Here is a 22,849-nt window from a genome sequence, read left to right as displayed (position 1 = left end):
TGTACAAGGTGTTCGGCAGACGACCCGATCAAGCCGTGCAGAAGCTCGAAAGCGGCGCGGATCGCGACGAGCTGCGCGCCGACGGAACGACCGCAGCGGTGATCGACGCCTCGTTCACCGTGGAACCGGGCCAGATCTTCGTCGTGATGGGTCTGTCCGGATCCGGCAAGTCCACGTTGCTGCGGATGCTCAACGGGCTGCTGGACCCCACAGCCGGACGTGTGCTGTTCGACGGCCAGGACCTGACCGCCCTGAGCCCCCGCGAACTCCGTGCCGTTCGCTCCTCGAAGATCAGCATGGTCTTCCAGCATTTCGCCCTTTTCCCGCACCGGAGCGTCCTGGAGAACGCCGCGTACGGTCTCGAAGTGCAGGGTGTGCCGCGCGCCGAGCGTGAGAAGCGCGCCGCCGAGGCGCTGGAGCTGACCGGCCTCGCCGGCTGGGAGAAGTCCTGGCCCGACGAGCTGTCCGGCGGTATGCAGCAGCGCGTCGGCCTGGCCCGCGCCCTCGCCACCGACGCCGACCTGCTCCTGATGGACGAGTCGTTCAGCGCGCTGGACCCGCTGATCCGCCGCGACATGCAGGACCAGCTGCTGGAACTGCAGAAGCGGCTGAAGAAGACCATCGTCTTCATCACCCACGACCTCAACGAGGCCATGCGCCTCGGCGACCGGATCGCCGTGATGCGGGACGGGAGGATCGTCCAGCTGGGCACCGCCGAGGACATCCTCGTCACCCCCGCCAACGACTACGTCGCCTCCTTCACCCAGGACGTCGACCGCTCCCGGGTGCTCACCGCGGGCGCCGTCATGGCCGAGCCGCACACCGTCATGGGCACCACGGGCGACGACGGCGAGGAACTCCGTACGCCCGACGACGTCCTCAGGGCGGCGCCGGCCACGGTCTCCGAGTCCACGCCGATCATCGAGCTGTTCACGCCGTGCTCGCGCAGTGGTGTCGCGGTCGCCGTGACCGACGGCAAGGGCAAGCTCGTCGGGGTTGTGCCCCGGTCCCGGCTGCTCGCCGTCCTCGGCGAGCCGATGACCCCCATCGAGCTCCCGCAGGACGCCACGACCACTGCGAAGAAGGTGGCCGCCGATGTTTAGGCTCCCGCTCGGTGAATGGGTGGACAGTGCGGTCGACTGGCTGCAGACCCACCTGGCCTGGCTGTTCGACGCGATCAGCTCCGTCGTCGGCGGCATGTTCGACGGCATAGCCGCCGTCCTCTCCGCCCCTGCTCCGCTGCTGTTCGCGGGCATCGTCGCGATCATCGCCTGGTGGCTGCGCGGTCTGCTCGCGGGTGGTCTCGCCTTCGTGGGCTTCGCGCTCATCGACTCGGTCGAGCTGTGGGACGAAGCGATGGACACCCTCACACTGGTGCTCGTCGCGACGATCGTCACACTGGTCCTCGCCGTCCCGCTCGGCATCTGGGCGGCCCGCTCCAAGACGGTGTCCGCGGTGACCCGGCCGGTCCTCGACTTCATGCAGACCATGCCCGCCATGGTCTATCTGATTCCCGGCGTCATCTTCTTCGGCGTCGGCGTCGTGCCCGGCATCATCGCCACCATCATCTTCGCGCTGCCCCCGGGCGTCCGGATGACCGAGCTCGGCATCCGCCAGGTCGACGGCGAGCTCGTCGAAGCGGCCGAGGCCTTCGGTACCACCTCGCGCAACACTCTGCTGCGGGTGCAGCTGCCGCTCGCCCTGCCCACGATCATGGCGGGCATCAACCAGGTCATCATGCTCGGCCTGTCCATGGTGGTCATCGCCGGCATGGTCGGCGGCGGCGGCCTCGGCGGCTCCGTCTACCGCGCCATCGGTAACGTCGACGTCGGCCTCGGCTTCGAGGCGGGCATCTCCATCGTCATCCTGGCGATGTACCTGGACCGGATGACCAGCGCGCTGGGCCGCGAGGTCTCCCCGCTGGCCCGCCGCGCCCTCGCCAAGGCCCAGTCGGTGGCCGGCGGACTGAAGATCTGGAACTACCGTCCGCAGCCCGCCGTCGCGGTCGTCGGCGTTGTCGTCCTCGCGCTCGTCGCCGGTGGCATGGGCATCTTCGGCTCGTCGAAGCAGGGCACCGGTGCCGCCACCGACGCCTCGAACGTCGGCAAGGGCCAGAAGATCAGCATGGGATACATCCCGTGGGACGAGGGCATCGCCTCCACCTTCCTCTGGAAGGAGCTGCTGGAGCAGCGCGGCTTCGAGGTCGACGTGAAACAGTACGAGGCCGGCGCGCTCTACACCGGCATGGCGAACGGCCAGATCGACTTCGAGACCGACTCCTGGCTCCCGGTCACCCACGCCACGTACTGGAAGAAGTACCAGGACCGCCTGGAGGACATGGGCTCCTGGTACGGCCCCACCTCCCTGGAGCTGGCCGTCCCCTCGTACGTGAAGGGCGTCGACTCGCTCGACGACCTCAAGGGCAAGGCGTCCGAGTTCAAGGGCCGTGTCGTCGGCATCGAGCCGAGCGCCGGTGAGACCGGGCTGCTCAAGGACAAGATCCTGCCGGGGTACGGCCTCGACAAGGAGTACAAGGTCGTCGACGGCTCGACGCCCTCGATGCTCGCCGAGCTGAAGCGCGCGTACGCCAAGAAGGAACCGATCGTCGTCCCGCTCTGGTCGCCGCACTGGGCGTACAACCAGTACGACCTGACCAAGCTCAAGGACCCCAAGAACCTCTGGGGCAAGGGCGACGGCATCCACACCCTGGCCCGCAAGGGCTTCTCCGACGACAACCCGTACGTCGGCAACTGGCTGAAGAACTTCAAGATGACCGAGGACCAGCTCACCAGTCTTGAGGCGAAGATCCAGACGACCGGCAAGGGCAAGGAGCAGGACGCGGTCCGCGCCTGGCTGAAGGAGAACCCGGGCGTCGCCGACAAGTGGACCCCGGTCACCAAGGCGGCGAAGGGCGCGAGCGGCAAGGACGAGCGCGACCGCACCGTCGAGATGGCCTGGTTCCCGTGGGAGGAGGACATCGCCGCCACCTACCTGTGGAAGGCCGTCCTGGAGGAGCGCGGCTACAAGATCAACCTGAAGCAGTTCGAGGTCGGTCCGATGTACGCCGCGATGTCCCGAGGCCAGCTCGACGTGCAGTTCGACGGCTGGCTGCCTTACACCCAGAAGAACTACTGGAACAAGTACGGTTCCCGGCTCACCGACCTCGGATCGTGGTACGGGCCGACCTCGCTGGAGGTCGCCGTCCCCTCGTACGTCAAGGGCATCAAGTCCTACAAGGACCTCAAGGGCCGTGGGAACGAGTTCAAGAACCGCATCGTCGGCATCGAGCCCGGCACCGCCACCATGGCCAACCTGAAGAACAACGTGCTGCCCGCCTACGGCCTCGACAAGGAGTACAAGGTCGTCGACAGTTCGACGCCCTCGATGCTCGCCGAGCTGAAGCGCGCGTACGCCAAGAAGGAGCCGATCGCGGTTCTGCTCTGGACGCCGCACTGGGCGTACAACCAGTACGACCTCACCAAGCTGACGGACCCCAAGAAGGCCTTCGGCAACGGCGACACCATCCGCACGATCGCCAGCAAGGACTTCCCGAAGAACTACCCGCAGCTCACCAAGTGGTTCAAGGACTTCAAGCTCGACGAGCAGCAGCTGGCCGGCCTGGAGAACGAGATCCAGAAGCGTGGCACGGGGCACGAGGAAGAAGCCGTGAAGGCCTGGATGGACAAGAATCCGGGCATCGCGGACAAGATGGCTCCCCAGTAGGGTCTGAAGCACCGTGAAGGGGTGGCGCTGCCGGTCGGCGGTGCCACCCCTTCCGGCTGTTCCGGCAGCCGTTTACCGGCCGTCATTGCCCAACCTTGTGCGTAAGGTGCTCGCAGCCGGAAGGATGACGAGTCGGGAGGGAGCCGGACATGGACGACAAGGACACACTCCGCGTGGGCGCCGCGGTTCGCCGACGACGAAGAAGCCTGGGGCTGACACTGGCCGCGGTCGCCGGCCGCAGCGGCCTGTCCGTGCCGTTCCTCAGCCAGATCGAGAACGAGCGGGCCCGGCCCAGCGCCCGGTCGCTGGACCGGGTGGCCGTTGCCCTGGAGACCACCACGGCACGGCTGCGCGCCGCCGCGGACTCCGCTCGCGCCGTCGACGTGGTCCGCGCGGGCGAGGGTGACGGGGTACGCAGAGTGGTGCGGGGGCGGCACCAGCTCAGCGCGCTGGAGTTCACCGGCGAGATAGACCTCGGGCGGGAGTTCCAGCACCGCAACGACGAGGTGATGTACGTCGCGGAGGGCGCCGCCGAGGTGGAGGCGGAGGGGCAGGCGTACCGGCTGGAGCGCGGCGACACGCTGTTCCTGTCGGGCGGGGTACGGCACCGCTGGCGGGCCACGATGCCGGGCACCCGGCTGCTGGTCGTCGCGGTTGCCGAGCACATCGACGCAACGAACGACCCGAGGCGCTGAGACACCGGTGCCCGTGGAACGTGTCGTCTCCCTCGTCCCGTCGCTCACCGAGGCCGTCGCCGCCACCGCCCCCGGTCTCCTCGTCGGCGTCACCGACTGGTGCACCCATCCGGCCGGTCTGACCGCCGCACGCATCGGCGGCACCAAGAACCCCGATGTGGCCGCGGTCCTCGCGCTGCGCCCCGATCTCGTCCTCGCCAACGAGGAGGAGAACCGCGCACCCGACCTCGCCGCGCTCCGGGCGGCCGGGATCACGGTCCTCGTCACCGAGATCCGCACCCTCGACCAGGCCTTCGCCGAACTGCACCGGGCCCTGGTGACCGGCTGCGGGCTGAGCCGGCCCGACTGGCTCGACGCGGCCGAGGCCGCCTGGGCGGCGCTCCCGCCGCCCGCCTCCGTACCGCGCCGCGCCATCGTGCCGATCTGGCGTCGGCCCTGGATGGTGCTCGGACGCGACACCTTCGCCGGTGATCTGCTGGCCCGGCTCGGCGTGCGGAACGTGTACGCGGACCACGCCGAGCGCTACCCGCGCATCCCGCTCGACGAGCTCAACGCGAGCGGCGCCGACCTGGTCGTGCTGCCCGACGAGCCCTACCGCTTCACCGCGGCCGACGGACCCGAGGCGTTTCCCGCGCTGCCCGCCGCACTCGTCGACGGGCGGTATCTCACGTGGTACGGACCGTCACTGGCTGCGGCGCCTGCGGCGCTGCGAGCAGCGCTCCGCTGAACAGCCCGCGCAGCGTCCGCAGCCCGGTCACCGCCCAGGCCGTCACCAGCAGCACGTACAGTGCGACGGCCAGCCAGGTGAGCGCCGTCAGGCCGGTGTGCCGGGCCAGGCCCGCGGCGCCCGTGACACACGTACCGACCGGGAAGGTGAACCCCCACCAGGTCATGGCGAACGTCATGCCGCCCCGTACCGCGCGCACCACCATCGACGCGGCCAGCGCCAGCCACAGGAGCGCGAACCCCATCACCGGTACCCCGTAGAGCACGGCGAACGCCCCGAGCGCGGAGGCGTACGGCGCCCCGATCGCCCCCGGCGCCACATCGGCGAGCTGACCGACCGCGGTCGTCGACTGGCCCAGCGGACCGAGGACCAGGAACAACGTGGGGGTCAGAACGAGGGGCAGCGGACCCTGGTGGACCAGCCGCGCGAAGATCAGCGGCAGCATCACCAGCGTCGCCAGAAGGCTCAGCCCGAACATCGCGTAACAGGCGAGCAGCATCCCCTCCCGCAACTGGCCCGAGGGAAGCTCCGGCACCAGCAGCGGGCCGAGCGCCGCCGACACCATCGGCGCCACCACCGGCAGCAACCAGACCGGCGAAGCGGTCCCGGGCGCCGGGCGGTGGCGTACGACCATCAGATACGGGATCGCGACCGCTGCGGCGAGGCCGATCGCCGTGCCCGCGGTGTACAGCACCACGTCCGCGGCGAGGGCGGCCCGATGCCCGATGACGTCCTGGCCGACCGTCATGGTGGAGCCGCCGACGGCCAGCAGCGCCATCGAGAGGCAGCCGTAGAACGGGGCGACGGCCGGGTCGAGGAGATGGGCACGGGCCTGGTCGCGGTGGGCGAACCAGTGTCCGGCGCGGGCGACGAGCACCGCCGCGAGCAGCACCGCCGCGAGCGCCCACACCACCGTGCAGGCCGCCCGCAGCCCGGGCACGTGCACGGGAAGCGCCGCGCCGGCGCCGGCCACGATGGCCGTGCCCATGACCGACGCGTACCAGTTGGGGCCGATGTGGCGCAGCTGGGGAAGCCGCACAGCGGCGGAGTACGGGGCGCTCGTCTGCGCGCGGGTCTGCGGAAAGATGGCCATGCCACGATCTTTGTTCCGAGGGCCGTCCCCCACCAGGGAGGTTGTCTCTATGAGGTCATAAGCTGGCTTTATGCCCAAGGACGCACCCACAACCGCCCTCCTGTCCCACCGGGTCCCCGACCTCGGAGCGCTCGAGCTGCTGCTCGCCGTCGCCCGGCACGGCAGCCTGGGACGCGCGGCACGGGACGTCGGCATCACCCAGCCCGCCGCCAGCAGCCGCATCCGGTCGATGGAGCGACAGCTCGGTGTGGCCCTCCTCGACCGTTCGCCGCGCGGCTCCCGGCTCACCGACGCGGGCGCGCTCGTCACCGACTGGGCGCGCCGGATCGTCGAGGCCGCCGAGGCGTTCGACGTGGGCGCGCAGGCGCTGCGCGACCGCCGCGACTCCCGGCTGCGGGTCGCCGCCTCCATGACCATCGCCGAATATCTGCTGCCCGGCTGGCTGATCGCACTGCGCACCGAACGCCCGGACACCGCTGTCTCGCTGCTCGCGGGCAATTCGGCGGCGGTCGCGGGGCGGCTGCTCGCCGGCGAGGCCGACCTCGGATTCGTGGAGGGGCTGTCCATACCGGAGGGCCTCGATGGCACGGTCATCGCGCACGACCGCCTCGTCGTCGTGGTCGCCCCGTCCCACGCGTGGGCCCGCCGCCGCACACCGCTGACGCCGCAGGAACTGGCCGCGACCCCACTGATCCTGCGCGAGCGCGGCTCCGGCACCCGACAGGTCCTGGACGCGGCACTGGCCGTCCACGGCGGGCTGGCGCAACCACTGCTCGAACTCTCCTCGACGACAGCGGTGAAGGGCGCCGCGGAGAGCGGTGCGGGACCGTGTGTCCTCAGCGAACTGGCGCTGGGGGAGGAGCTTTCCTCGCGGCGGCTGGTGAAGACCCCGGTGGCGGGGGTACGGCTCCGACGCCAGCTGAGGGCGGTCTGGCCCTCGGGGCACCGGCCCACGGGCCCGGCCCGCGACCTGCTCGCGCTGACGGCGCGCGAGGCGTAGTGCGGCAGCGGACCGGGGCGTCCGGCTGCCGTCCCGCCCCCGGACACCGGACGGGCTTCCTGTTCGTCCGGCGCGGGACCGGCTGATGTGCGGACGGCCTGATATTCGGTCGGCCCGGCCCCGGGCCGGGATGCGCAGATGAACGTGACCGCGCCTCCCGCAACCGGCGTCCGCCACCACCGGGCCGTTCCTCCGGGTGTCGTTCGCAGCGCCGTCGAGGACGGCGGCGCGGGGGTGGCTGCGCGGCCGGCTCGGACGGCGCACGCCGCAACCCGCCGACCGGCGCGCGGTCAGCCCCGCTTCGACGCCGCCACCAGTGCCCGCATCACCCGCAGGTCGTCCCCCATCTCCGGATGCCACTGCACCCCCAGCGCCCACCGGGCCGCCGGCAGTTCGACCGCCTCGACCGTGCCGTCCGCAGCATGGGCGGACGCGACCAGGTCCGGGGAGAGCACGTCCACGGCCTGGTGGTGGTAGGTCGGAACGGAGGACTCCTCGGGCACGATCGACGCGTACAGCGTTCCCGGAACCGGCGTCACCGGGTGCTCGCCGAGGACGCCGGGCGTGCCGAGCGGGTTGGTGTGCCCGTCCAGGTGCTGGGTGAGGGTGCCGCCGAGCGCCACGTTCAGCAGCTGCATGCCGCGGCAGATGCCGAGCACCGGTGTGCCCGCTTCCAGGGCGGCACCGAGCAGCGCCAGCTCCCACATGTCGCGTTCCCGGGCCGGCGGTCCGGTCCTGGCATCGCGCTCCGCGCCGTAGCGCACGGGCTCGACATCGGCGCCGCCCGCGACGACGAGACCGTCCAGCCGGGCCACGGCGGCCGCCGCCCGCGCCGGGTCGTCCGGCGACAGCAGGGCGGCGAGGCCGCCGGAGCGCTGGACCAGCCGCGGATAGGCGGACGGCAGCAGGGCGGCGGGGAGCTCCCAGACACCCCAGCGGGCTACCGGCTCCAAGTAGGTGGTGACGCCGATGAGCGGTACGGACATGGCGGGGCCCTCCCGTCGGCCGCCTTCGGGCGGACCCGGTTCAATGGTGCTGGGAAATACCTTTGCGTTTCGGTGGGCTGCCGCGCAAGCGGTCAGGCCAGGAATCCGCGCAGCAGCGCCGCCGTGCCCGCGCAGTGTTCGCGCATCAGGGCGCGCGCCGCTTCGGCGTCCCCGTCGAGCACCGCTTCGACGAGTGCGGTGTGCTGATGCTGCGAGTGCTCCAGGTTCCGCACGAGCAGCGGTATGCAGTCCAGCAGGTCGTTCACCGTGGCCCGGACGGCCGCGTACTGCGCGGCCAGCGTGGCGGATCCGGACAGTTCCGCGAGTGTCAGGTGCAGGAGCGTGTCGCGCCTGCGGTAGTCGGGCAGAGGTGCATCGTGTGTCGCAGCCAGAGCCGTACGCAGCCGTTCCGCGCCCTCGTCCGTCAGCCCGTCCGTGGCGCACAGCTCGGCCGCTCCGGTCTCCAGCACCTCGCGGAAGCGCAGGACGTCCTCGAGGTCGACGGCCGCCACCCGGCGGCGCAGCTCGTCCTCGCCGGGGCTGCCGGTGCGCGGGAGCACGAACGTACCGCCGTACCTCCCCCGTCTGCTCTCCACCAGCCCCTGATCCTGCAGCACCTTCAGGACCTCCCGCAGAGTGACACGGCTGATCCCGAGCCGCTCGGCGAGCTCGCGCTCCGCGGGCAGCCGCTCGCCGCCCGGCACCAGACCGAGCTTGACCACCTGCAGGATCTGCTCGAGTGCTTCCTCGAAGCCGTTGCCCGCCCGCACGGGCCGCAGGACGGGCCGCAGCGCCGGCTGCAGTCCCTCGATGGGCTCGCTTCCCTCCGCCACGTCCCGGCTTCCCTTCCCAACAATGGTTCTCAGCCCTACCTTATGACTTCCGGCTGACCGAAGGAGGATCTTCCCGTGGCAGACCGCACACCCCCGCTCGCGGTCGAGGAGCTACGGCTTCTCGTCGAGAGCGGTGAGATCGACACCGTCGTCCTTGCCTTCCCCGACATGCAGGGGCGGCTGCAGGGCAAGCGGTTCGCCGCCGCGTTCTTCCTCGAAGAGGTCATGGAGCACGGCACCGAGGGCTGCAACTACCTGCTGGCCGTCGACACCGACATGAACACCGTCGACGGCTTCGCGATGTCCTCCTGGGAGCGCGGATACGGCGACTTCGCCATGCACGCCGACCTCACGACCCTGCGCCGGGTCCCCTGGAACGACGGCACGGCCATGGTCATCGCCGACCTCGCGTGGGAGGACGGCTCACCCGTCGTCGCCGCGCCCCGCCAGATCCTCCGCCGCCAGCTGCAGCGCCTCGCCGAGCACGGTCTCACCGCCCATGCGGGCACCGAGCTCGAATTCATCGTCTTCAAGGACACCTACGAACAGGCCTGGAACCGCAACTACCGCGATCTGACCCCCGCCAACCAGTACAACGTCGACTACTCGGTCCTCGGCACCGGTCGCATCGAGCCCCTGCTGCGCCGCATCCGCAACGAGATGGCGGCCGCGGGCCTGACCGTCGAGTCCGCCAAGGGCGAGTGCAACCCCGGCCAGCACGAGATCGTCTTCCGGTACGACGAGGCCCTGGCCACCTGCGACCAGCACGCCGTCTACAAGACCGGCGCCAAGGAGATCGCCGCCCAGGAGGGCGTCGCGCTCACCTTCATGGCCAAGTTCAACGAGCGTGAGGGCAACTCCTGCCATATCCATCTCTCGCTCCAGGACACCGACGGGCGCAACGTCATGGCGGGCGAGAACGGCGGCATGTCCCCGATGATGCGCCACTTCCTCGCCGGACAGCTCGCCGCTCTGCGCGAGTTCTCCCTCCTCTACGCGCCGAACATCAACTCGTACAAACGCTTCCAGCCCGGTTCCTTCGCACCCACCGCCGTCGCCTGGGGCCACGACAACCGCACCTGCTCGCTCCGCGTCGTCGGCCACGGCCGTGCGATGCGGTTCGAGAACCGGCTGCCCGGCGGTGACGTCAACCCGCACCTCGCCGTCGCCGGACTGATCGCCGCCGGTCTCCATGGCATCGATCAGAAGCTCGAACTCCCCGAACCCTGTGAGGGCAACGCCTACACCGCCGCGTACGACCACGTCCCCACCACGCTCCGCGAAGCCGCCGAACTCTGGGAGCGGAGCGAGGTGGCGAAAGCGGCCTTCGGGGAGGAGGTCGTCGCGCACTACCGCAACATGGCGCGCGTCGAACTCGACGCCTTCGACGCCGCGGTGACCGACTGGGAGCTCCGCCGCTCCTTCGAACGTCTGTGAGGCACGACGTGACCACCGAGATCACCAAGACCGCCGAGATCACCGAGCACCTGGTTCTCGACCCCGCGACCGAGGAAGTCGTGGCGACCGTCCCGGCCACCACCGCCGCCGAGGTCGACGCGGCCGTCGTACGGGGAGCCACCGCGCAGCACATCTGGGCGGCGGCGGCCCCCGCCGACCGCGCCCGGCTGCTGCGCCGCTTCGCCGTCGTCGTCGACGAGCACCGCGAGGAACTGGCCCGGCTCGAGGTCCGCGAGGCCGGTCACACCCTCGCCAACGCCCGCTGGGAGGCGGGCAACGTCCGCGATCTGCTCGACTTCGCGGCCGGGGGAGTGGAGCGGCTGAGCGGCCGACAGATCCCGGTACCCGGCGGCATCGACCTCACTCTGCTCGAACCCCTCGGTGTCGTCGGCGTGATCGCCCCGTGGAACTTCCCCATGCCGATCGCCGCCTGGGGCGCCGCCCCCGCGCTCGCCGCGGGCAACGCCGTCATCCTCAAACCCGCCGAGACCACCCCGCTCACCGCACTGCGGCTCGCCCGGCTGGCCGTGGAAGCGGGCCTTCCCGAACACCTCTTCCAGGTGCTGCCCGGCGCGGGCGACGTGGCGGGCAACGCCCTTGTCGAGCACCCCGGCGTCGCCAAGATCGTCTTCACCGGCTCCACCCGCGTCGGCAAACAGATCATGGCCAGGTGCGCCGCGCGCGTGAAGCGGCTGACCCTCGAACTCGGCGGCAAGAGCCCCAACATCGTCTTCGCCGACGCCGACATCGAGGCCGCCGCGGCCGCCGCTCCCATGGCCTTCCTCGACAACGCGGGCCAGGACTGCTGCGCCCGTACCCGCATCCTCGTCGAACGCTCCGTCCACGACCGCTTCCTCGGACTCCTCGCCCCCGCCGTCGCCTCGGTCGTCGTCGGCGACCCGTCCGACGAGAAGACCCGGATGGGCCCGCTGATCTCCCGGACCCAGCTGGAACGCGTACGGTCGTACGTCCCCGAGGGCGCGAGCGCGATCCGCGGCAGCGCCCCCGAGGGCCCCGGCTTCTGGTTCCCGCCCACCGTGCTGACCGACGCCGACCCGGACTCCCCGGTGGCCACCGAAGAGGTGTTCGGCCCGGTCGCGGTCGTCCTGCCCTTCGAGGACGAAGCGGACGCGGTGCGACTCGCCAACGCCACCGAGTACGGCCTCGCCGGCTCCCTCTGGACCCGTGACGTCGGCCGTGCGCTTCGGGTCTCCCAGGCGGTGCGGGCCGGGAACCTGTCCGTCAACTCCCACTCCAGCGTCCGTTACTGGACCCCGTTCGGCGGCTACAAGCAGTCCGGTCTCGGCCGGGAACTGGGTCCCGACGCCCTCACCGCCTTCACCGAAACCAAGAACGTCTTCATCAGCACGGAGGCCTGAACCCGCATGACCACAGACACCGAGAACATCTGCCGCCGCCTGGTCGGCCGCACCGCCGTCATCACCGGCGCCGGCAGCGGCATCGGCCTCGCCACCGCCCGCCGCCTGGCGTCCGAGGGCGCCCACGTCGTCTGCGCGGACATCGACGAGGTCGCGGGCAAGGCCGCGGCCGACGAGGTGGGCGGCCTCTTCGTACGCACCGATGTCACCGACCCCGAACAGGTCGAGGCGCTGTTCAAGGCCGCGTACGACACCTACGGCTCCGTGGACGTCGCCTTCAACAACGCGGGCATCTCGCCGCCCGACGACGACTCCATCCTCACCACCGGGCTCGAGGCGTGGAAGCGCGTCCAGGACGTCAACCTCACCTCGGTCTACCTGTGTTGCAAGGCAGCCCTTCCCTACATGCGACGGCAGGGCCGCGGCTCGATCATCAACACCGCGTCCTTCGTGGCGATCATGGGCGCGGCCACCAGCCAGATCTCGTACACCGCGTCCAAGGGCGGCGTCCTCGCCATGTCCCGCGAGCTCGGCGTGCAGTTCGCCCGCGAAGGCATCCGGGTCAACGCACTCTGCCCCGGGCCGGTCAACACCCCGCTGCTCCAGGAGCTGTTCGCCAAGGATCCGGAGCGCGCGGCCCGCCGGCTGGTGCACATCCCGGTCGGCCGGTTCGCCGAGGCGACCGAGATCGCCGCCGCGGTCGCGTTCCTCGCCAGCGACGACTCCTCGTTCGTCAACGCCACCGACTTCCTCGTCGACGGCGGAATCTCCGGCGCGTACGTCACGCCGGTCTGATCCCGTCCGCTTCCGTGCGGGACGAGCGGCCGGGCAGACGCCGGTGCCTGCCTCAACCAGCCTGCCCGGAGCCCCCGTTGACAGCGGAACTCTAGAGTGGAGACATGAGCGACGCGACTCCGCCCGGCTGGTATCCGGACGCCGCCGCACCGGGCACCGACCGGTGGTGGGACGGCACGGCATGGACCGCCCACACCCGCCCGGACGCCGCCGCACCGCAGCAGCCGGTCCCGCCCCCGTACACGAGCCACGGCGGCAGTGGCGGCGGCGGGGGCGGCACCCGGGCTGTCGCCGTCGCACTGGCCGGACTGGTGGTCGTCGGCGCTGCCGTCACCGGAGCCGTGCTGCTGGGCAGGGACGACGGCGGTAGGGAGCCGAAGTCCGCGCCGAGCAGTCCGGCACCGTCCCCGGCCGCCACCACCCCGACCGCCGCGGTGGACAGCCCCTCGCCCGACCCGAAGCTGCTCGTCGACCAGCTGGGCGGCATCACACTGCCGATCCCCGAGGGCTGGGAGAAGCCGGAGCGCACCGTCGAGAAGGTGCTCACCATGCGCACCGCCCTGTCCTACACCTGCCCCGGCGACTCCTCCGACTTCTGCTACCACGGCACGGTCACATCCCGTACCGCGAGCGAAACGGACATCACCTCACCCGAAGTCCTGGCCAAGCGGGACATCAGCACCGCGGCCGACGCGGCGTACGAGGAGAACGTCGTCGGCGACCGGATCCACGGCGGCATCACCTCCCACAAGCTGCTTCGATCCGCGTCCGTGAGCGTGGGGGGACGCACGGGCTACGAGGTGCGCTGGCAGGTCACCACGGGCAAGGGGCCGGGCGGCTACGTGCAGTCCCTCGTCTTCCCGTCGACCGTCGGCAGCGAATCGCCGGTCATCGTGCGCTACGCCTTCGACGCCGGCCCCGACGGGCCGCCGCTCTCCCTCATGGACACCCTCACCCAGGGCATCCGGCCGATCGGCGACAGCGAGACGAGCGGCGGCGTCGGCAGCTCCGTGGCCCCCTGATCCCCGCGCCTCGGCCCACAGGTCAGAGGAACGTCTTCCCCTCGCCCCGGTACGTCGGCACGGCCGCCGTCACCCGGTCGCCCTCGATCAGCTGCAACTCGTCGAAGCGCTCGCACAGCTCGCCGGCCTTCGCATGCCGGAACCACACCTTGTCGCCGATCAGCAGATCGTCGGCCGGGGCGCCGAGCAGCGGCGTCTGCACCTCGCCCGGACCCTCCTGCGGGTCGTAGCGCAACCCCTCCGGCAGATACGGGACGGGCAGCCGGTCCGCACCCGCGGCCCCCGAGGCCGGGTAGCCGCCGCCGAGCACCGTCACCACACCCACGCCGGGCCGCCGCACCACGGGTTGCGCGAACAGCGCCGCCGGGCGGGCGGTGAACGATGTGTAGTTGTCGAACAGTCGTGGTACGTAGAGCCCCGACCCGGCCGCGATCTCGGTCACCGCGGACTCCGCCGCCGTGTGCTGCACGCTGCCCGTGCCACCGCCGTTCACGAACTCCAGGTCCGGCGCCACCGCGCGCACCGCCCGGACCACCTCCGCGCGCCGGGCCACCAGCTCCTTGCGGGCCGTCGCCTGCATCAGCCGGATCGCCCGGGACCGCAACGGCCGGCCCGCGACCGCGTCCCCGACCCCGGCGATGTGCCCCTCGTACGCCATCAGACCGACCAGCCGGAAACCGGGCCTGCGCGCCACCGAGCGCGCCAGCTCCGCCAGCTGGGCGGGGGAGCGCAACGGCGAACGCCGCGCCCCGATCCTGACCCGGCCGCCGAGCAGCTGCAGCGAGGTGTCCAGCTCCAGACAGACCCGGATCTCCTCCTGGCCACCGGCCCGCGCCGCGTCGATCAGTTCCAGCTGCGCGTGGTCGTCCACCATCACCGTCACCGCGGCGGCGAGCTTCGGGTCGGCGGCCAGCTCGGCGAAGGCGGACCGGTCGGCCGACGGGTAGGCCAGCAGGACGTCGTCGAACCCGGCCCGGGCCAGCCACAACGACTCGGCCAGCGTGAACGACATGATCCCGGCGAAGCCCGGCCGTGCGAGCACCCGCTCCAGCAGGGTCCGGCAGCGCACCGACTTGCTCGCGACCCGGATCGGCTTTCCCGCTGCCCGGCGGACGAGATCATCGGCGTTCGCGTCGAAGGCGTCCAGATCGACGACGGCGATCGGGGCGTCGAGGTGGGCGGTGGCCCGGTCGTAACGGGTCCGGTCAGCGGCACGGGCAGTCATGGCCGCAGCTTGCCAGACGCCACTACCGCTGGGTAGGGGGACGATCTGGGCAGATCTCCCGGGGCCGCGACGCCCCGCTCCCGCCCGACCCCTTTCAACCCGTAGAGTGACGAGCACGCGGTGGCCAACGGGCCTGCCTGTGACGGTGATCCGCGAGCGGTACGGAACGTGGACCAGGGGGGCGGATGAGTACCGAGGCGCAGCGCGCTCCCGTGCCGCCCCGCCCGACGACGCCACCCCACCCGGCCGGCCCCCCGGACGAGTCGGGGCACATGACGGAGCCGTCGGCCCCGGCCTCGCCCACCGCGTCCCCGACCCGGGCGACCCCGGGCCCGAATCCGGCGCAGGATCCCGTTCAGCTGCAGAGCCAGAGCCGGAGCCGGAGCGGTACCGAGAGCCGCCCCCAGAGCACGGTCCCGGAGCAGAGGCCCGTGGAGACGACCACGCGGCTCCGTCCCGTGAGCCCGGTCGCAGCCCCCGGCCCTGCCCCCGCACCCGTTCCACCCCGCCCCGAGGTGCCACCCGCCGCGACCCGCCGCCGGCCGGTCGGCGCCGTGGATCTCACACCGCGGCCCGGCGCGATACCGCCCCCACCCCACCCGGGCGGACATCTCCCGTATCCCCATGGCCACCGGCCGTACCCCGGTCCCGAGACGCCCGCCGAGACCACCACCCGGCTGCGCCGCGTCCCCGCCCGTCATCCGGCCAGGACCGCGGCGGCCGCGGCCTGTGTCGTGCTCGGGCTCGGGCTGATCGGCGGCGCGGTCACCGGGACCTACCTCACCAGTGAGTCCTCGGCCGATCCCGGCGCCCGTGACCCGTATGTCACCGGCCGCACCGCCTGGCGTGACATCCCCGTGGACACCCTTTTCCCGCCCACCCTCAAGGGCGAAGGCGCGGGTCCCGGCGGCGCGGACCGGGTCTGGACCCGGATCGGCGTCGCCCCGGACAGCGGCTGCACGAGCGGGCTCGACCCCCTGCTCCTCAGGACGCTCCGACCGGTCGGATGCGAACGGCTGCTGCGGGCCACGTACGCCGACGCCACCTCCAGCAGCGTCACCACGGTCGGCATGGTCTTCACCGAGGGCGGATCCGACGCGATGAGGGCGCTGAGCATCCGCTTCACCGATCAGCACCTCGACGCCCGCACCGACCTCATGCCCCGTACGTACGCCGTCAAGGGCACCGCTGCCGCCGGATTCGGCAACGAGCAGCGCGCCACCTGGACCGTCCATGTGCTGACCGAGGTACCGGTCGTCGTGTTCGCCGTCTCCGGCTTCGCCGACGGGCGTACGGTCACCGCCCCGCAACCCGTCGCCGACGCGCTGGCCGCGGACTCCACGACGGCCGTGGCGCAGGCAGGTCTCGGTCATGAGGCCAAGGGCATCGCCGACCGGATCGAGCGCGGGATGCGCCGGACCGTCACCGACCTCACGGAGAGGCCGCAATGAGCAGCCGACGCCGCCACCGCCGCCGCGCACTCGGCGCGGTCTGCGCCGCCACCGCTTTCGCGCTGCTGCCCGCCGTCCCCGCCCGCGCGGACACGATCCGGCCCCAGCAGTGGGGCCTCCAGGCGCTCCACACCGACCGGGCCTGGCAGACCACCAGGGGCAAGGGGATCACCGTCGCCGTCGTGGACACCGGGGTCGACGACAGCCTCCCCGACCTGGCGGGCCAGGTGCTGCCCGGCAAGGACATGATCGGTTTCGGCGCCCGGCGCGGCGACCGTTCCTGGGCCCGGCACGGCACCGCGATGGCCGGCATCATCGCGGGCCGCGGTCACGGCGTCGGCCGCGGTGACGGGGTGCTCGGCATCGCCCCCGAAGCGAAGATCCTTCCGGTCCGGGTGATCCTCGAAGCCTCCGACCCGTCCCGCGCCAAGGCCCGCCGGTCCCGCGGTACGGCCCTGGCCGACGGCATCCGCTGGGCCGCCGACCACGGCGCCGACGTCATCAACCTCTCCCTCGGCGACGACAGCGAGTCCGCACACCCCGAGGGAGGTGAGGACGCCGCCATCCAGTACGCGCTGAAGAAGGGCGCCGTCGTCGTCGCCTCGGCGGGCAACGGGGGCGAGAAGGGCGACCACATCTCGTATCCCGCCGCCTACCCCGGTGTGATCGCGGTTGCCGCCGTCGACCGGTACGGGACGCACGCGACGTTCTCCACCCGCCGCTGGTACGCCACCGTCAGCGCCCCCGGCGTCGACATCGTCGTCCCGTCCCCCGACCGTCACTACTACATCGAGTGGGGAACATCGGCCGCCTCCGCATTCGTCTCCGGCGCGGTCGCGCTGGTCCGGGCCGCCCACCCGGGGCTGTCGCCGGCCCAGGTCAAGAAGCTCCTCATGGACACCGCGCGCAACTCACCCAAGGGCGGCCGCGACGACTCCCGGGGCTACGGCATCGTCGACCCGGCCGCCGCGATCGAGGCGGGCGGCACGCTCCGCCGGGCCGGTCTCAAAGCCGAGTCGGCCGCGTCCGACGACTCCGCCGAAGCCGGCTACAGCAAGCGGTACTTCGGCCCCGGGCCCACCCCGCAGCACAAGGACGAAGCTCCCGCCGGCTGGCTCGCCCCGATCGCGGGCGGTCTCGGAGCCGTGCTGCTGGCGCTGGCCGTACTGCTGTGGCGCGGCAGGAAACCCTCCGTGCGCCGCTGAAGCAGGGCCGGGGCCCGCTCACCGCGCCTTGTCGAGCACCCTCACCGCGGCCTTCGCGACCGACTCCACCCGCTCGATGCCCGTCTCCTTCGTCTGCTGCCCGGCGGAGAGCACCGCCACCAGATATGTGTGCTCGTGGACCCTCACCTGCCCGATGCTGTTGATGTCCCACAGCCCGGTGGCGCTCCGCGGCATCCAGCCGTTCTTCAGCGCCCAGTCGCTGCCCGCCGCCGACACTCCCCAGTGCTGGTCGGCCGCCACGCGACGCATCAGCCCCTGCAGATACGCACGGGAGGCCCCGGTCAGTTTCGAATGCGTACCGAACACCGTCTGCAGCAGCTTCAGCTGATCCGCCGACGTCGTCTGCGTCAGCCCCCAGGCCCGGGCGGCGGTCGTGCTCGTCAGGCCGAAGCGCTGGTTGGCCGCGTCGAGTCCGGCCGCCCCGCCGATCGCCTGCATCAGCGAGGTCGCGGCGTCGTTGTCGCTGTTCTCGATCATGGTGACGGCCCGGCTGCGCTCGTAGCCGGTGAGCTCCCGCTCGTCGTCCTGGGCCTGCAGCAGAAGCGCCGCGAGGATGTCGACCTTGACGATGCTCGCGGTGGCGTACATCCGCGTCCCGTACATCGCGCCGTCGCCGCTGTCGGTGTCCAGCACCGCGACCGACATCGTGGAGTCACCGGTCAGCGGCGCCACCGCCGCTGCCAGCTCCGCGTCGAGATCCACCTGCGGCTCCTTGCTCGTCACCACCGGGGTCGTCGACGATACGGAAGCCACGGGGCGGGGCGCCGCATCGGAGGGCCGGCCCATCAGATACATGCCTCCGGCGGCCGAACCTGCCAGCAGCACCATGGCCGTCATTCCGGCGGACAACGCGGATGTACGTCTTCTCGGTATCGACAGGGGCATGGAGCGGACGCTAGGAAGGCCATCTGGCAGGGGGCTGTGGCGCACCTGAGGACGGGGTGAGAAACCGCACCGACTACGCTCGCCCTGTGGCGCTGAAGAACATTCCGGACCCCGGTTACTCCGACGACGACGGCACGGCCGACCCTGCACTGACCGCGGCGCTCGCCGCCTGGGCCGAGGACCGGACGGCCGTCGGCCCGGTCCTCGAGGCGCTCAAGGGAGCCAGGCTCCTGGTCCCCGTCGTCGCCGTCCTCGGAGAGGTGGAGGAGGGCGAGGAGGACAGTCACGAAGCGCCCGGCAAGGGTGGTCGTGCGCGACGCGGGGGCGGGCTGCGCCGGGAGAAGACCAGCGACATGGCCGTCCCCACCCTCCAGGCCGGTGACCGTCGCGCGCTTCCCGCTTTCACCTCGACCGCCTCGCTGGCCCGTTGGGACCCGCAGGCCCGCCCCGTCGCCGTGCCCCTGCACCAGGCGCTGCAGGCGGCCGCGCACGAGAAGGCGGACACGGTGGTGCTCGACCTCGCCGGTCCTGTGGCGTACGAACTGACCGGCTCCGCGCTGCTCGCCCTTGCCGAGGGCCGGACCAGTGCCGACCCGCTGGACGACCCGGCGGTCACCTCCGCGGTACGGGACGCGGTCGCCGCCGAGCCCGCCGTGCTCCGCGCCCACCTCGTCCCGGGACGGTCAGGAGGCACCCTCGCCCTGGTCCTGGCGCCCGAAGCGGCCCCCGCCGAGACGGCCCGCCGGGTTGCGGAATCGCTCGCCGACGACGAGGTCCTGCGGGCACGCCTGGTGCGGGGCCTGGACCTCGCGCTGCTTCCGGCGGACACGATCGCGCCCGGAGAGCCCCTCTTCACCCGCTGATCACCCGACCGGCCCGACGCGCGCGAACAGCCGCTCCGCCGGTGTGGCGCCTGCGCCGGTGCACCGGCCGACCCCACCCCGCCCCGGGATGCGCGGAGCTCGGCAGGGCGTGCGGGGAATGCCGTGAGCCCCTGCCCGTCCGGGCAGGGGCTCACAGTGGTACGGAGGGGAGGAGGGGGTGGAGGCTCAGCCGAAAATGGGGCCGGTGTACTTCTCACCGGGGCCCTGGCCGGGCTCGTCCGGTACCAGCGAGGCCTCGCGGAACGCCAGCTGCAGAGACTTCAGCCCGTCCCGCAGCGGCGCCGCATGGAAGGAGCTGATCTCCGTGGCGCTCGCGTCCAGCAGGCCGGCCAGGGCGTGGACCAGCTTGCGGGCCTCGTCGAGGTCCTTGTGCTCGTCGCCGTCCTCGGTGAGGCCGAGCTTCACGGCGGCCGCGCTCATCAGGTTGACGGCGACCGTCACGATCACCTCGACCGCGGGGACCTCGGCGATGTCGCGGGTCATGTCGTCGAAGCCGGGGGTTTCACTGCTGGGGGTCGCGTCACTCATGCGCCATACGATAGGCCCACGCCGGCACGGCTCCGTCTGCGGGAGCGGCTGCGGCAGCTGGTTAGCGCCCGTCCCGGTGAGCTGCTAACCTGGTGTAACGACCGGCTGGGCAGCTATGTGCCCGGCCCACAAGTGGAGGCTCCGATCTCCCACCTGACCATCCTCCGGGACGGCAGGTCACCGGTCAGGTGGCGCCCATCGTTCCGTACGGACGATGGAGCCGCCCGATGCGCCCCGCGGTTGACCGCGGCGGTGTTCCGGTTTTCCAGGAGCCCCGCCTGTGTCCCGTCCGGGGCATTTTTGATGCACTGGTGCGGTTGGTCTCACGAAACAGACGTTACGTGGCTGTCCGCCAGGCGGCCGCGTGGTGCTACCGAGGAGGATCCATCAGCGCCGAGCCCCGCATCAACGACCGGATTCGCGTTCCCGAGGTGCGACTTGTCGGTCCCAGCGGCGAGCAGGTCGGGATTGTTCCGCTTGCCAAGGCCCTGGAACTCGCACAGGAGTACGACCTCGACCTGGTCGAGGTGGCGGCGACCGCCCGTCCGCCCGTGTGCAAGCTCATGGACTACGGGAAGTTCAAGTACGAGTCGGCCATGAAGGCCCGTGAGGCGCGCAAGAACCAGGCGCACACGGTCATCAAGGAAATGAAGCTCCGGCCGAAGATCGACCCGCACGACTACGACACCAAGAAGGGTCACGTCGTCCGGTTCCTCAAGCAGGGCGACAAGGTCAAGATCACGATCATGTTCCGTGGTCGTGAGCAGTCCCGCCCTGAGCTGGGCTTCCGTCTGCTCCAGCGTCTCGCTTCGGACGTCGAGGAACTCGGCTTCATCGAGTCGAACCCGAAGCAGGACGGCCGGAACATGATCATGGTTCTGGGCCCGCACAAGAAGAAGACCGAAGCCATGGCCGAGGCCCGTGAGGCCCAGGCCGCCCGCAAGGCGGGGCGTCAGGGTTACACCCCCGACGCCGAGGCTGCTGCGGAAGAGGCTGCCGAGGCTCCGGCCGAAGCGCAGCCCGAGGCTTCGGCCGAGACACCTTCCGAGGCGTGACCTCAGGGGGCGCCATCCAGGCGGCCCCGGGTCCCCTCGGAATCCCCACCAAGATCTGACGCCCCTGCTGTCCGGTGCCTGCACCGCGAGGGGCGCCACTTACGAGGAGAGAACGGCGCGATGCCGAAGAACAAGACGCACAGCGGTGCCAGCAAGCGATTCAAGATCACCGGCTCCGGCAAGGTGCTCCGTGAGAAGGCCGGCAAGCGCCACCTGCTCGAGCACAAGTCGTCCAAGAAGACCCGCTCGCTGACCGGCACGGTCGTCGTGGCTCCGGCCGACGCCAAGAAGATCAAGAAGCTTCTCGGCAAGTGAGGTTCGGCCCCCGGTGAATCCGGGGGCGCGACCTCGATCACACCGGGACCAATTCGTTTCCGGGCCGTGTGAGTCCAACCACGGCCCCGCTACAAGGAGTTAACAAGTGGCACGCGTCAAGCGGGCAGTCAACGCCCACAAGAAGCGCCGGGCAATCCTCGAGGCCGCCAGCGGTTACCGCGGTCAGCGCTCGCGCCTGTACCGCAAGGCCAAGGAGCAGGTCACCCACTCCCTGGTCTACAACTACAACGACCGCAAGAAGCGCAAGGGCGACTTCCGTCAGCTGTGGATCCAGCGCATCAACGCCGCTGCCCGCCAGAACGGCATGACGTACAACCGCCTCATCCAGGGTCTGAAGGCCGCCAACATCGAGGTGGACCGCAAGATTCTGGCCGAGCTCGCGGTCAACGACGCCAACGCGTTCGCCGCTCTCGTCGAGGTTGCCCAGAAGGCCCTCCCGAGTGACGTCAACGCCCCGAAGGCCGCCTGACCCAGGGCGCACTTCTTGGCTTTTGAGCCGGACCCGCAGGCGCTCGTCGTCTGCGGGTCCGGTGCGTTGCACCCCTTGTTCCGTACCTCCGCACGCAGAGAGGCCCGCCGCCGACCATGGCCACCCCCGAACTGATCTCCCCGCGATCGCCGCGCGTCGCCGCCGCCCGGCGCCTCGCCCGGCGCAATTTCCGGGGCAAGGAGCGACGGTTCATCGCCGAGGGGCCGCAGGCCGTGCGCGAGGCCGCGGAACACCGCGGCAGTGACGGCGAGCCGACCCTGCTGGAGCTCTTCGCCACCGTCGAGGCGGCCGAGCGGTACGCCGACATCATCGACGCCGCCCACGCGGCCGGCGCCCGGGTGCACCTCGCCGACGGCGACACCCTCGCCGATGTGTCGCAGACCGTCACCCCGCAGGGTCTCATCGGTGTCTGCCGGTTCCTCGACTCGCCGTTCGAGTCCGTCCTCGCCGCGAAGCCCACCCTGGTCGCCGTCCTCGCACACGTACGTGACCCCGGGAACGCCGGTACGGTGCTGCGCTGTGCCGACGCCGCGGGCGCCGACGCCGTCGTCCTCACCGACGCCTCCGTCGACCTCTACAACCCCAAGTCCGTGCGTGCCTCGGTCGGCTCGCTCTTCCATCTGCCGGTCGTCGTGGGCGTACCGGTCGAGCAGGCCGTCCAGGGGCTGCGGGACGCGGGCGTACGGATCCTCGCCGCCGACGGCGCGGGCGACGACGACCTCGACGACGAGCTCGACGCAGGCACCATGGGCGGTCCCACCGCCTGGGTCTTCGGCAACGAGGCGTGGGGGCTGCCCGAGGAGACCCGGGCGCTGGCCGACGCCGTCGTCCGGGTGCCGATCCACGGCAAGGCGGAAAGCCTCAACCTCGCCACCGCGGCGGCCGTCTGCCTGTACGCCTCCGCCCGCGCCCAGCGCCCCCGACGTACCGCCGGCTGACCGGCCCCGTACCCCGCCGACCGGCACACCGCAGCAGTGCGCCCCCACAGGGTGTCGCTCCGTCACCGACGACTAGTAGGGTGACGAACTCGGGGGCCCACTGCACCGGTTCGAGAGGTG

General features: G+C 71.4%; 22 protein-coding genes. 16 read left to right on the top strand and 6 right to left on the bottom strand.

Annotation, left to right across the window (positions count from 1 at the left end; genetic code table 11):
• Positions 1-35: 35 nt before the first annotated feature.
• From ACFU6I_RS18170 to ACFU6I_RS18155, 4 genes are all read left to right on the top strand, one after another.
• Positions 36-1,103, top strand: coding sequence for a glycine betaine/L-proline ABC transporter ATP-binding protein (locus tag ACFU6I_RS18170; protein WP_384367388.1), 1,068 nt, complete (start codon positions 36-38; stop codon positions 1,101-1,103).
• Positions 1,096-3,723 (top strand): ABC transporter permease/substrate binding protein, encoded by a 2,628-nt coding sequence (locus tag ACFU6I_RS18165; protein ID WP_384367385.1) that lies wholly within the window; start codon positions 1,096-1,098, stop codon positions 3,721-3,723. Before ACFU6I_RS18170 ends, ACFU6I_RS18165 begins: the two co-directional genes overlap by 8 nt.
• Before the next feature lie 149 nt (positions 3,724-3,872).
• A complete protein-coding gene (locus tag ACFU6I_RS18160) occupies positions 3,873-4,418 on the top strand; it encodes a helix-turn-helix domain-containing protein (protein ID WP_384367382.1) in 546 nt (181 codons plus the stop codon).
• Between the two features lie 7 nt (positions 4,419-4,425).
• Positions 4,426-5,145, top strand: coding sequence for a helical backbone metal receptor (locus tag ACFU6I_RS18155; RefSeq protein WP_384367379.1), 720 nt, complete (start codon positions 4,426-4,428; stop codon positions 5,143-5,145).
• Here ACFU6I_RS18155 and ACFU6I_RS18150 read toward each other — a convergent pair.
• Positions 5,084-6,238: a TDT family transporter gene (locus ACFU6I_RS18150; protein ID WP_384367376.1), complete on the bottom strand. Its 1,155-nt coding sequence runs from the start codon at positions 6,236-6,238 to the stop codon at positions 5,084-5,086. The two genes, ACFU6I_RS18155 and ACFU6I_RS18150, sit on opposite strands and share 62 nt — an antisense overlap.
• A 70-nt stretch (positions 6,239-6,308) precedes the next feature.
• Between ACFU6I_RS18150 and ACFU6I_RS18145 the strand changes: the two genes are divergently transcribed.
• Positions 6,309-7,238 (top strand): LysR family transcriptional regulator, encoded by a 930-nt coding sequence (locus ACFU6I_RS18145; RefSeq protein ID WP_384367373.1) that lies wholly within the window; start codon positions 6,309-6,311, stop codon positions 7,236-7,238.
• 290 nt (positions 7,239-7,528) lie between these two features.
• On the opposite strand, the gene ACFU6I_RS18140 is transcribed toward ACFU6I_RS18145, so the two are convergent.
• Both ACFU6I_RS18140 and ACFU6I_RS18135 read right to left on the bottom strand, forming a co-directional pair.
• Entirely contained in the window at positions 7,529-8,224 is a 696-nt protein-coding gene (locus tag ACFU6I_RS18140; protein ID WP_384367370.1) for a gamma-glutamyl-gamma-aminobutyrate hydrolase family protein, read from the bottom strand.
• A gap of 92 nt (positions 8,225-8,316) precedes the next feature.
• The gene (locus ACFU6I_RS18135; RefSeq protein WP_384367367.1) at positions 8,317-9,057 is read right to left on the bottom strand and encodes a FadR/GntR family transcriptional regulator; all 741 of its coding nucleotides are present in this window, start codon (positions 9,055-9,057) and stop codon (positions 8,317-8,319) included.
• A gap of 75 nt (positions 9,058-9,132) precedes the next feature.
• Here ACFU6I_RS18135 and ACFU6I_RS18130 point away from each other — a divergent pair, with 75 nt between their 5' ends.
• The 4 genes from ACFU6I_RS18130 to ACFU6I_RS18115 all read left to right on the top strand — a co-directional run bounded on the left by ACFU6I_RS18130 (position 9,133) and on the right by ACFU6I_RS18115 (position 13,711).
• Positions 9,133-10,494 carry a glutamine synthetase family protein gene (locus ACFU6I_RS18130; protein ID WP_384367364.1) on the top strand — a complete coding sequence of 454 codons (1,362 nt, stop codon included), beginning with the start codon at positions 9,133-9,135 and terminating at the stop codon, positions 10,492-10,494.
• Positions 10,495-10,502: 8 nt separating this feature from the next.
• Complete coding sequence (locus tag ACFU6I_RS18125; protein WP_384367361.1) at positions 10,503-11,894, top strand: aldehyde dehydrogenase family protein; 1,392 nt, start codon at positions 10,503-10,505, stop codon at positions 11,892-11,894.
• A 6-nt stretch (positions 11,895-11,900) separates the two neighbouring features.
• Entirely contained in the window at positions 11,901-12,689 is a 789-nt protein-coding gene (locus tag ACFU6I_RS18120) for a 3-oxoacyl-ACP reductase (RefSeq protein ID WP_384367358.1), read from the top strand.
• A gap of 104 nt (positions 12,690-12,793) precedes the next feature.
• Complete coding sequence (locus ACFU6I_RS18115) at positions 12,794-13,711, top strand: DUF2510 domain-containing protein (RefSeq protein WP_384367355.1); 918 nt, start codon at positions 12,794-12,796, stop codon at positions 13,709-13,711.
• 22 nt (positions 13,712-13,733) lie between these two features.
• Here ACFU6I_RS18115 and ACFU6I_RS18110 read toward each other — a convergent pair whose 3' ends face one another.
• Positions 13,734-14,936, bottom strand: a complete 1,203-nt coding sequence (locus tag ACFU6I_RS18110) for an amino acid deaminase/aldolase (RefSeq protein WP_384367352.1) — start codon at positions 14,934-14,936, stop codon at positions 13,734-13,736.
• Between the two features lie 554 nt (positions 14,937-15,490).
• On the opposite strand from ACFU6I_RS18110, the gene ACFU6I_RS18105 reads away from it, so the two are divergent.
• Both ACFU6I_RS18105 and mycP read left to right on the top strand, forming a co-directional pair.
• Positions 15,491-16,387: a hypothetical protein gene (locus ACFU6I_RS18105; RefSeq protein WP_384367349.1), complete on the top strand. Its 897-nt coding sequence runs from the start codon at positions 15,491-15,493 to the stop codon at positions 16,385-16,387.
• Complete coding sequence (gene mycP / locus ACFU6I_RS18100; protein ID WP_384367346.1) at positions 16,384-17,592, top strand: type VII secretion-associated serine protease mycosin; 1,209 nt, start codon at positions 16,384-16,386, stop codon at positions 17,590-17,592. The genes ACFU6I_RS18105 and mycP overlap by 4 nt, the downstream gene beginning before the upstream one ends.
• A gap of 18 nt (positions 17,593-17,610) precedes the next feature.
• Here mycP and ACFU6I_RS18095 read toward each other — a convergent pair whose 3' ends face one another.
• On the bottom strand, positions 17,611-18,498 hold the full coding sequence (locus ACFU6I_RS18095; RefSeq protein WP_384367343.1) for a serine hydrolase: 888 nt from the start codon (positions 18,496-18,498) through the stop codon (positions 17,611-17,613).
• Between the two features lie 86 nt (positions 18,499-18,584).
• On the opposite strand from ACFU6I_RS18095, the gene ACFU6I_RS18090 reads away from it, so the two are divergent.
• A complete protein-coding gene (locus ACFU6I_RS18090; RefSeq protein ID WP_384367340.1) occupies positions 18,585-19,361 on the top strand; it encodes an SseB family protein in 777 nt (258 codons plus the stop codon).
• Between the two features lie 186 nt (positions 19,362-19,547).
• On the opposite strand, the gene ACFU6I_RS18085 is transcribed toward ACFU6I_RS18090, so the two are convergent.
• Positions 19,548-19,910, bottom strand: a complete 363-nt coding sequence (locus ACFU6I_RS18085) for a DUF1844 domain-containing protein (protein ID WP_384367337.1) — start codon at positions 19,908-19,910, stop codon at positions 19,548-19,550.
• Between the two features lie 341 nt (positions 19,911-20,251).
• Here ACFU6I_RS18085 and infC point away from each other — a divergent pair, with 341 nt between their 5' ends.
• The 4 genes from infC to ACFU6I_RS18065 all read left to right on the top strand — a co-directional run bounded on the left by infC (position 20,252) and on the right by ACFU6I_RS18065 (position 22,729).
• Complete coding sequence (infC, locus tag ACFU6I_RS18080) at positions 20,252-20,965, top strand: translation initiation factor IF-3 (protein WP_345513087.1); 714 nt, start codon at positions 20,252-20,254, stop codon at positions 20,963-20,965.
• Positions 20,966-21,085: 120 nt separating this feature from the next.
• Complete coding sequence (gene rpmI / locus ACFU6I_RS18075; protein WP_030918579.1) at positions 21,086-21,280, top strand: 50S ribosomal protein L35; 195 nt, start codon at positions 21,086-21,088, stop codon at positions 21,278-21,280.
• Between the two features lie 106 nt (positions 21,281-21,386).
• Positions 21,387-21,770 carry a 50S ribosomal protein L20 gene (rplT, locus tag ACFU6I_RS18070; protein WP_003970214.1) on the top strand — a complete coding sequence of 128 codons (384 nt, stop codon included), beginning with the start codon at positions 21,387-21,389 and terminating at the stop codon, positions 21,768-21,770.
• A gap of 116 nt (positions 21,771-21,886) precedes the next feature.
• Positions 21,887-22,729, top strand: coding sequence for an RNA methyltransferase (locus tag ACFU6I_RS18065; RefSeq protein ID WP_345513090.1), 843 nt, complete (start codon positions 21,887-21,889; stop codon positions 22,727-22,729).
• Positions 22,730-22,849 lie beyond the last annotated feature (120 nt).

Source organism: Streptomyces sp. NPDC057486 (assembly GCF_042802415.1).
Lineage (GTDB): Bacteria > Actinomycetota > Actinomycetes > Streptomycetales > Streptomycetaceae > Streptomyces > Streptomyces yanii.
This window is presented reverse-complemented; position numbering and strand designations above follow the sequence as displayed.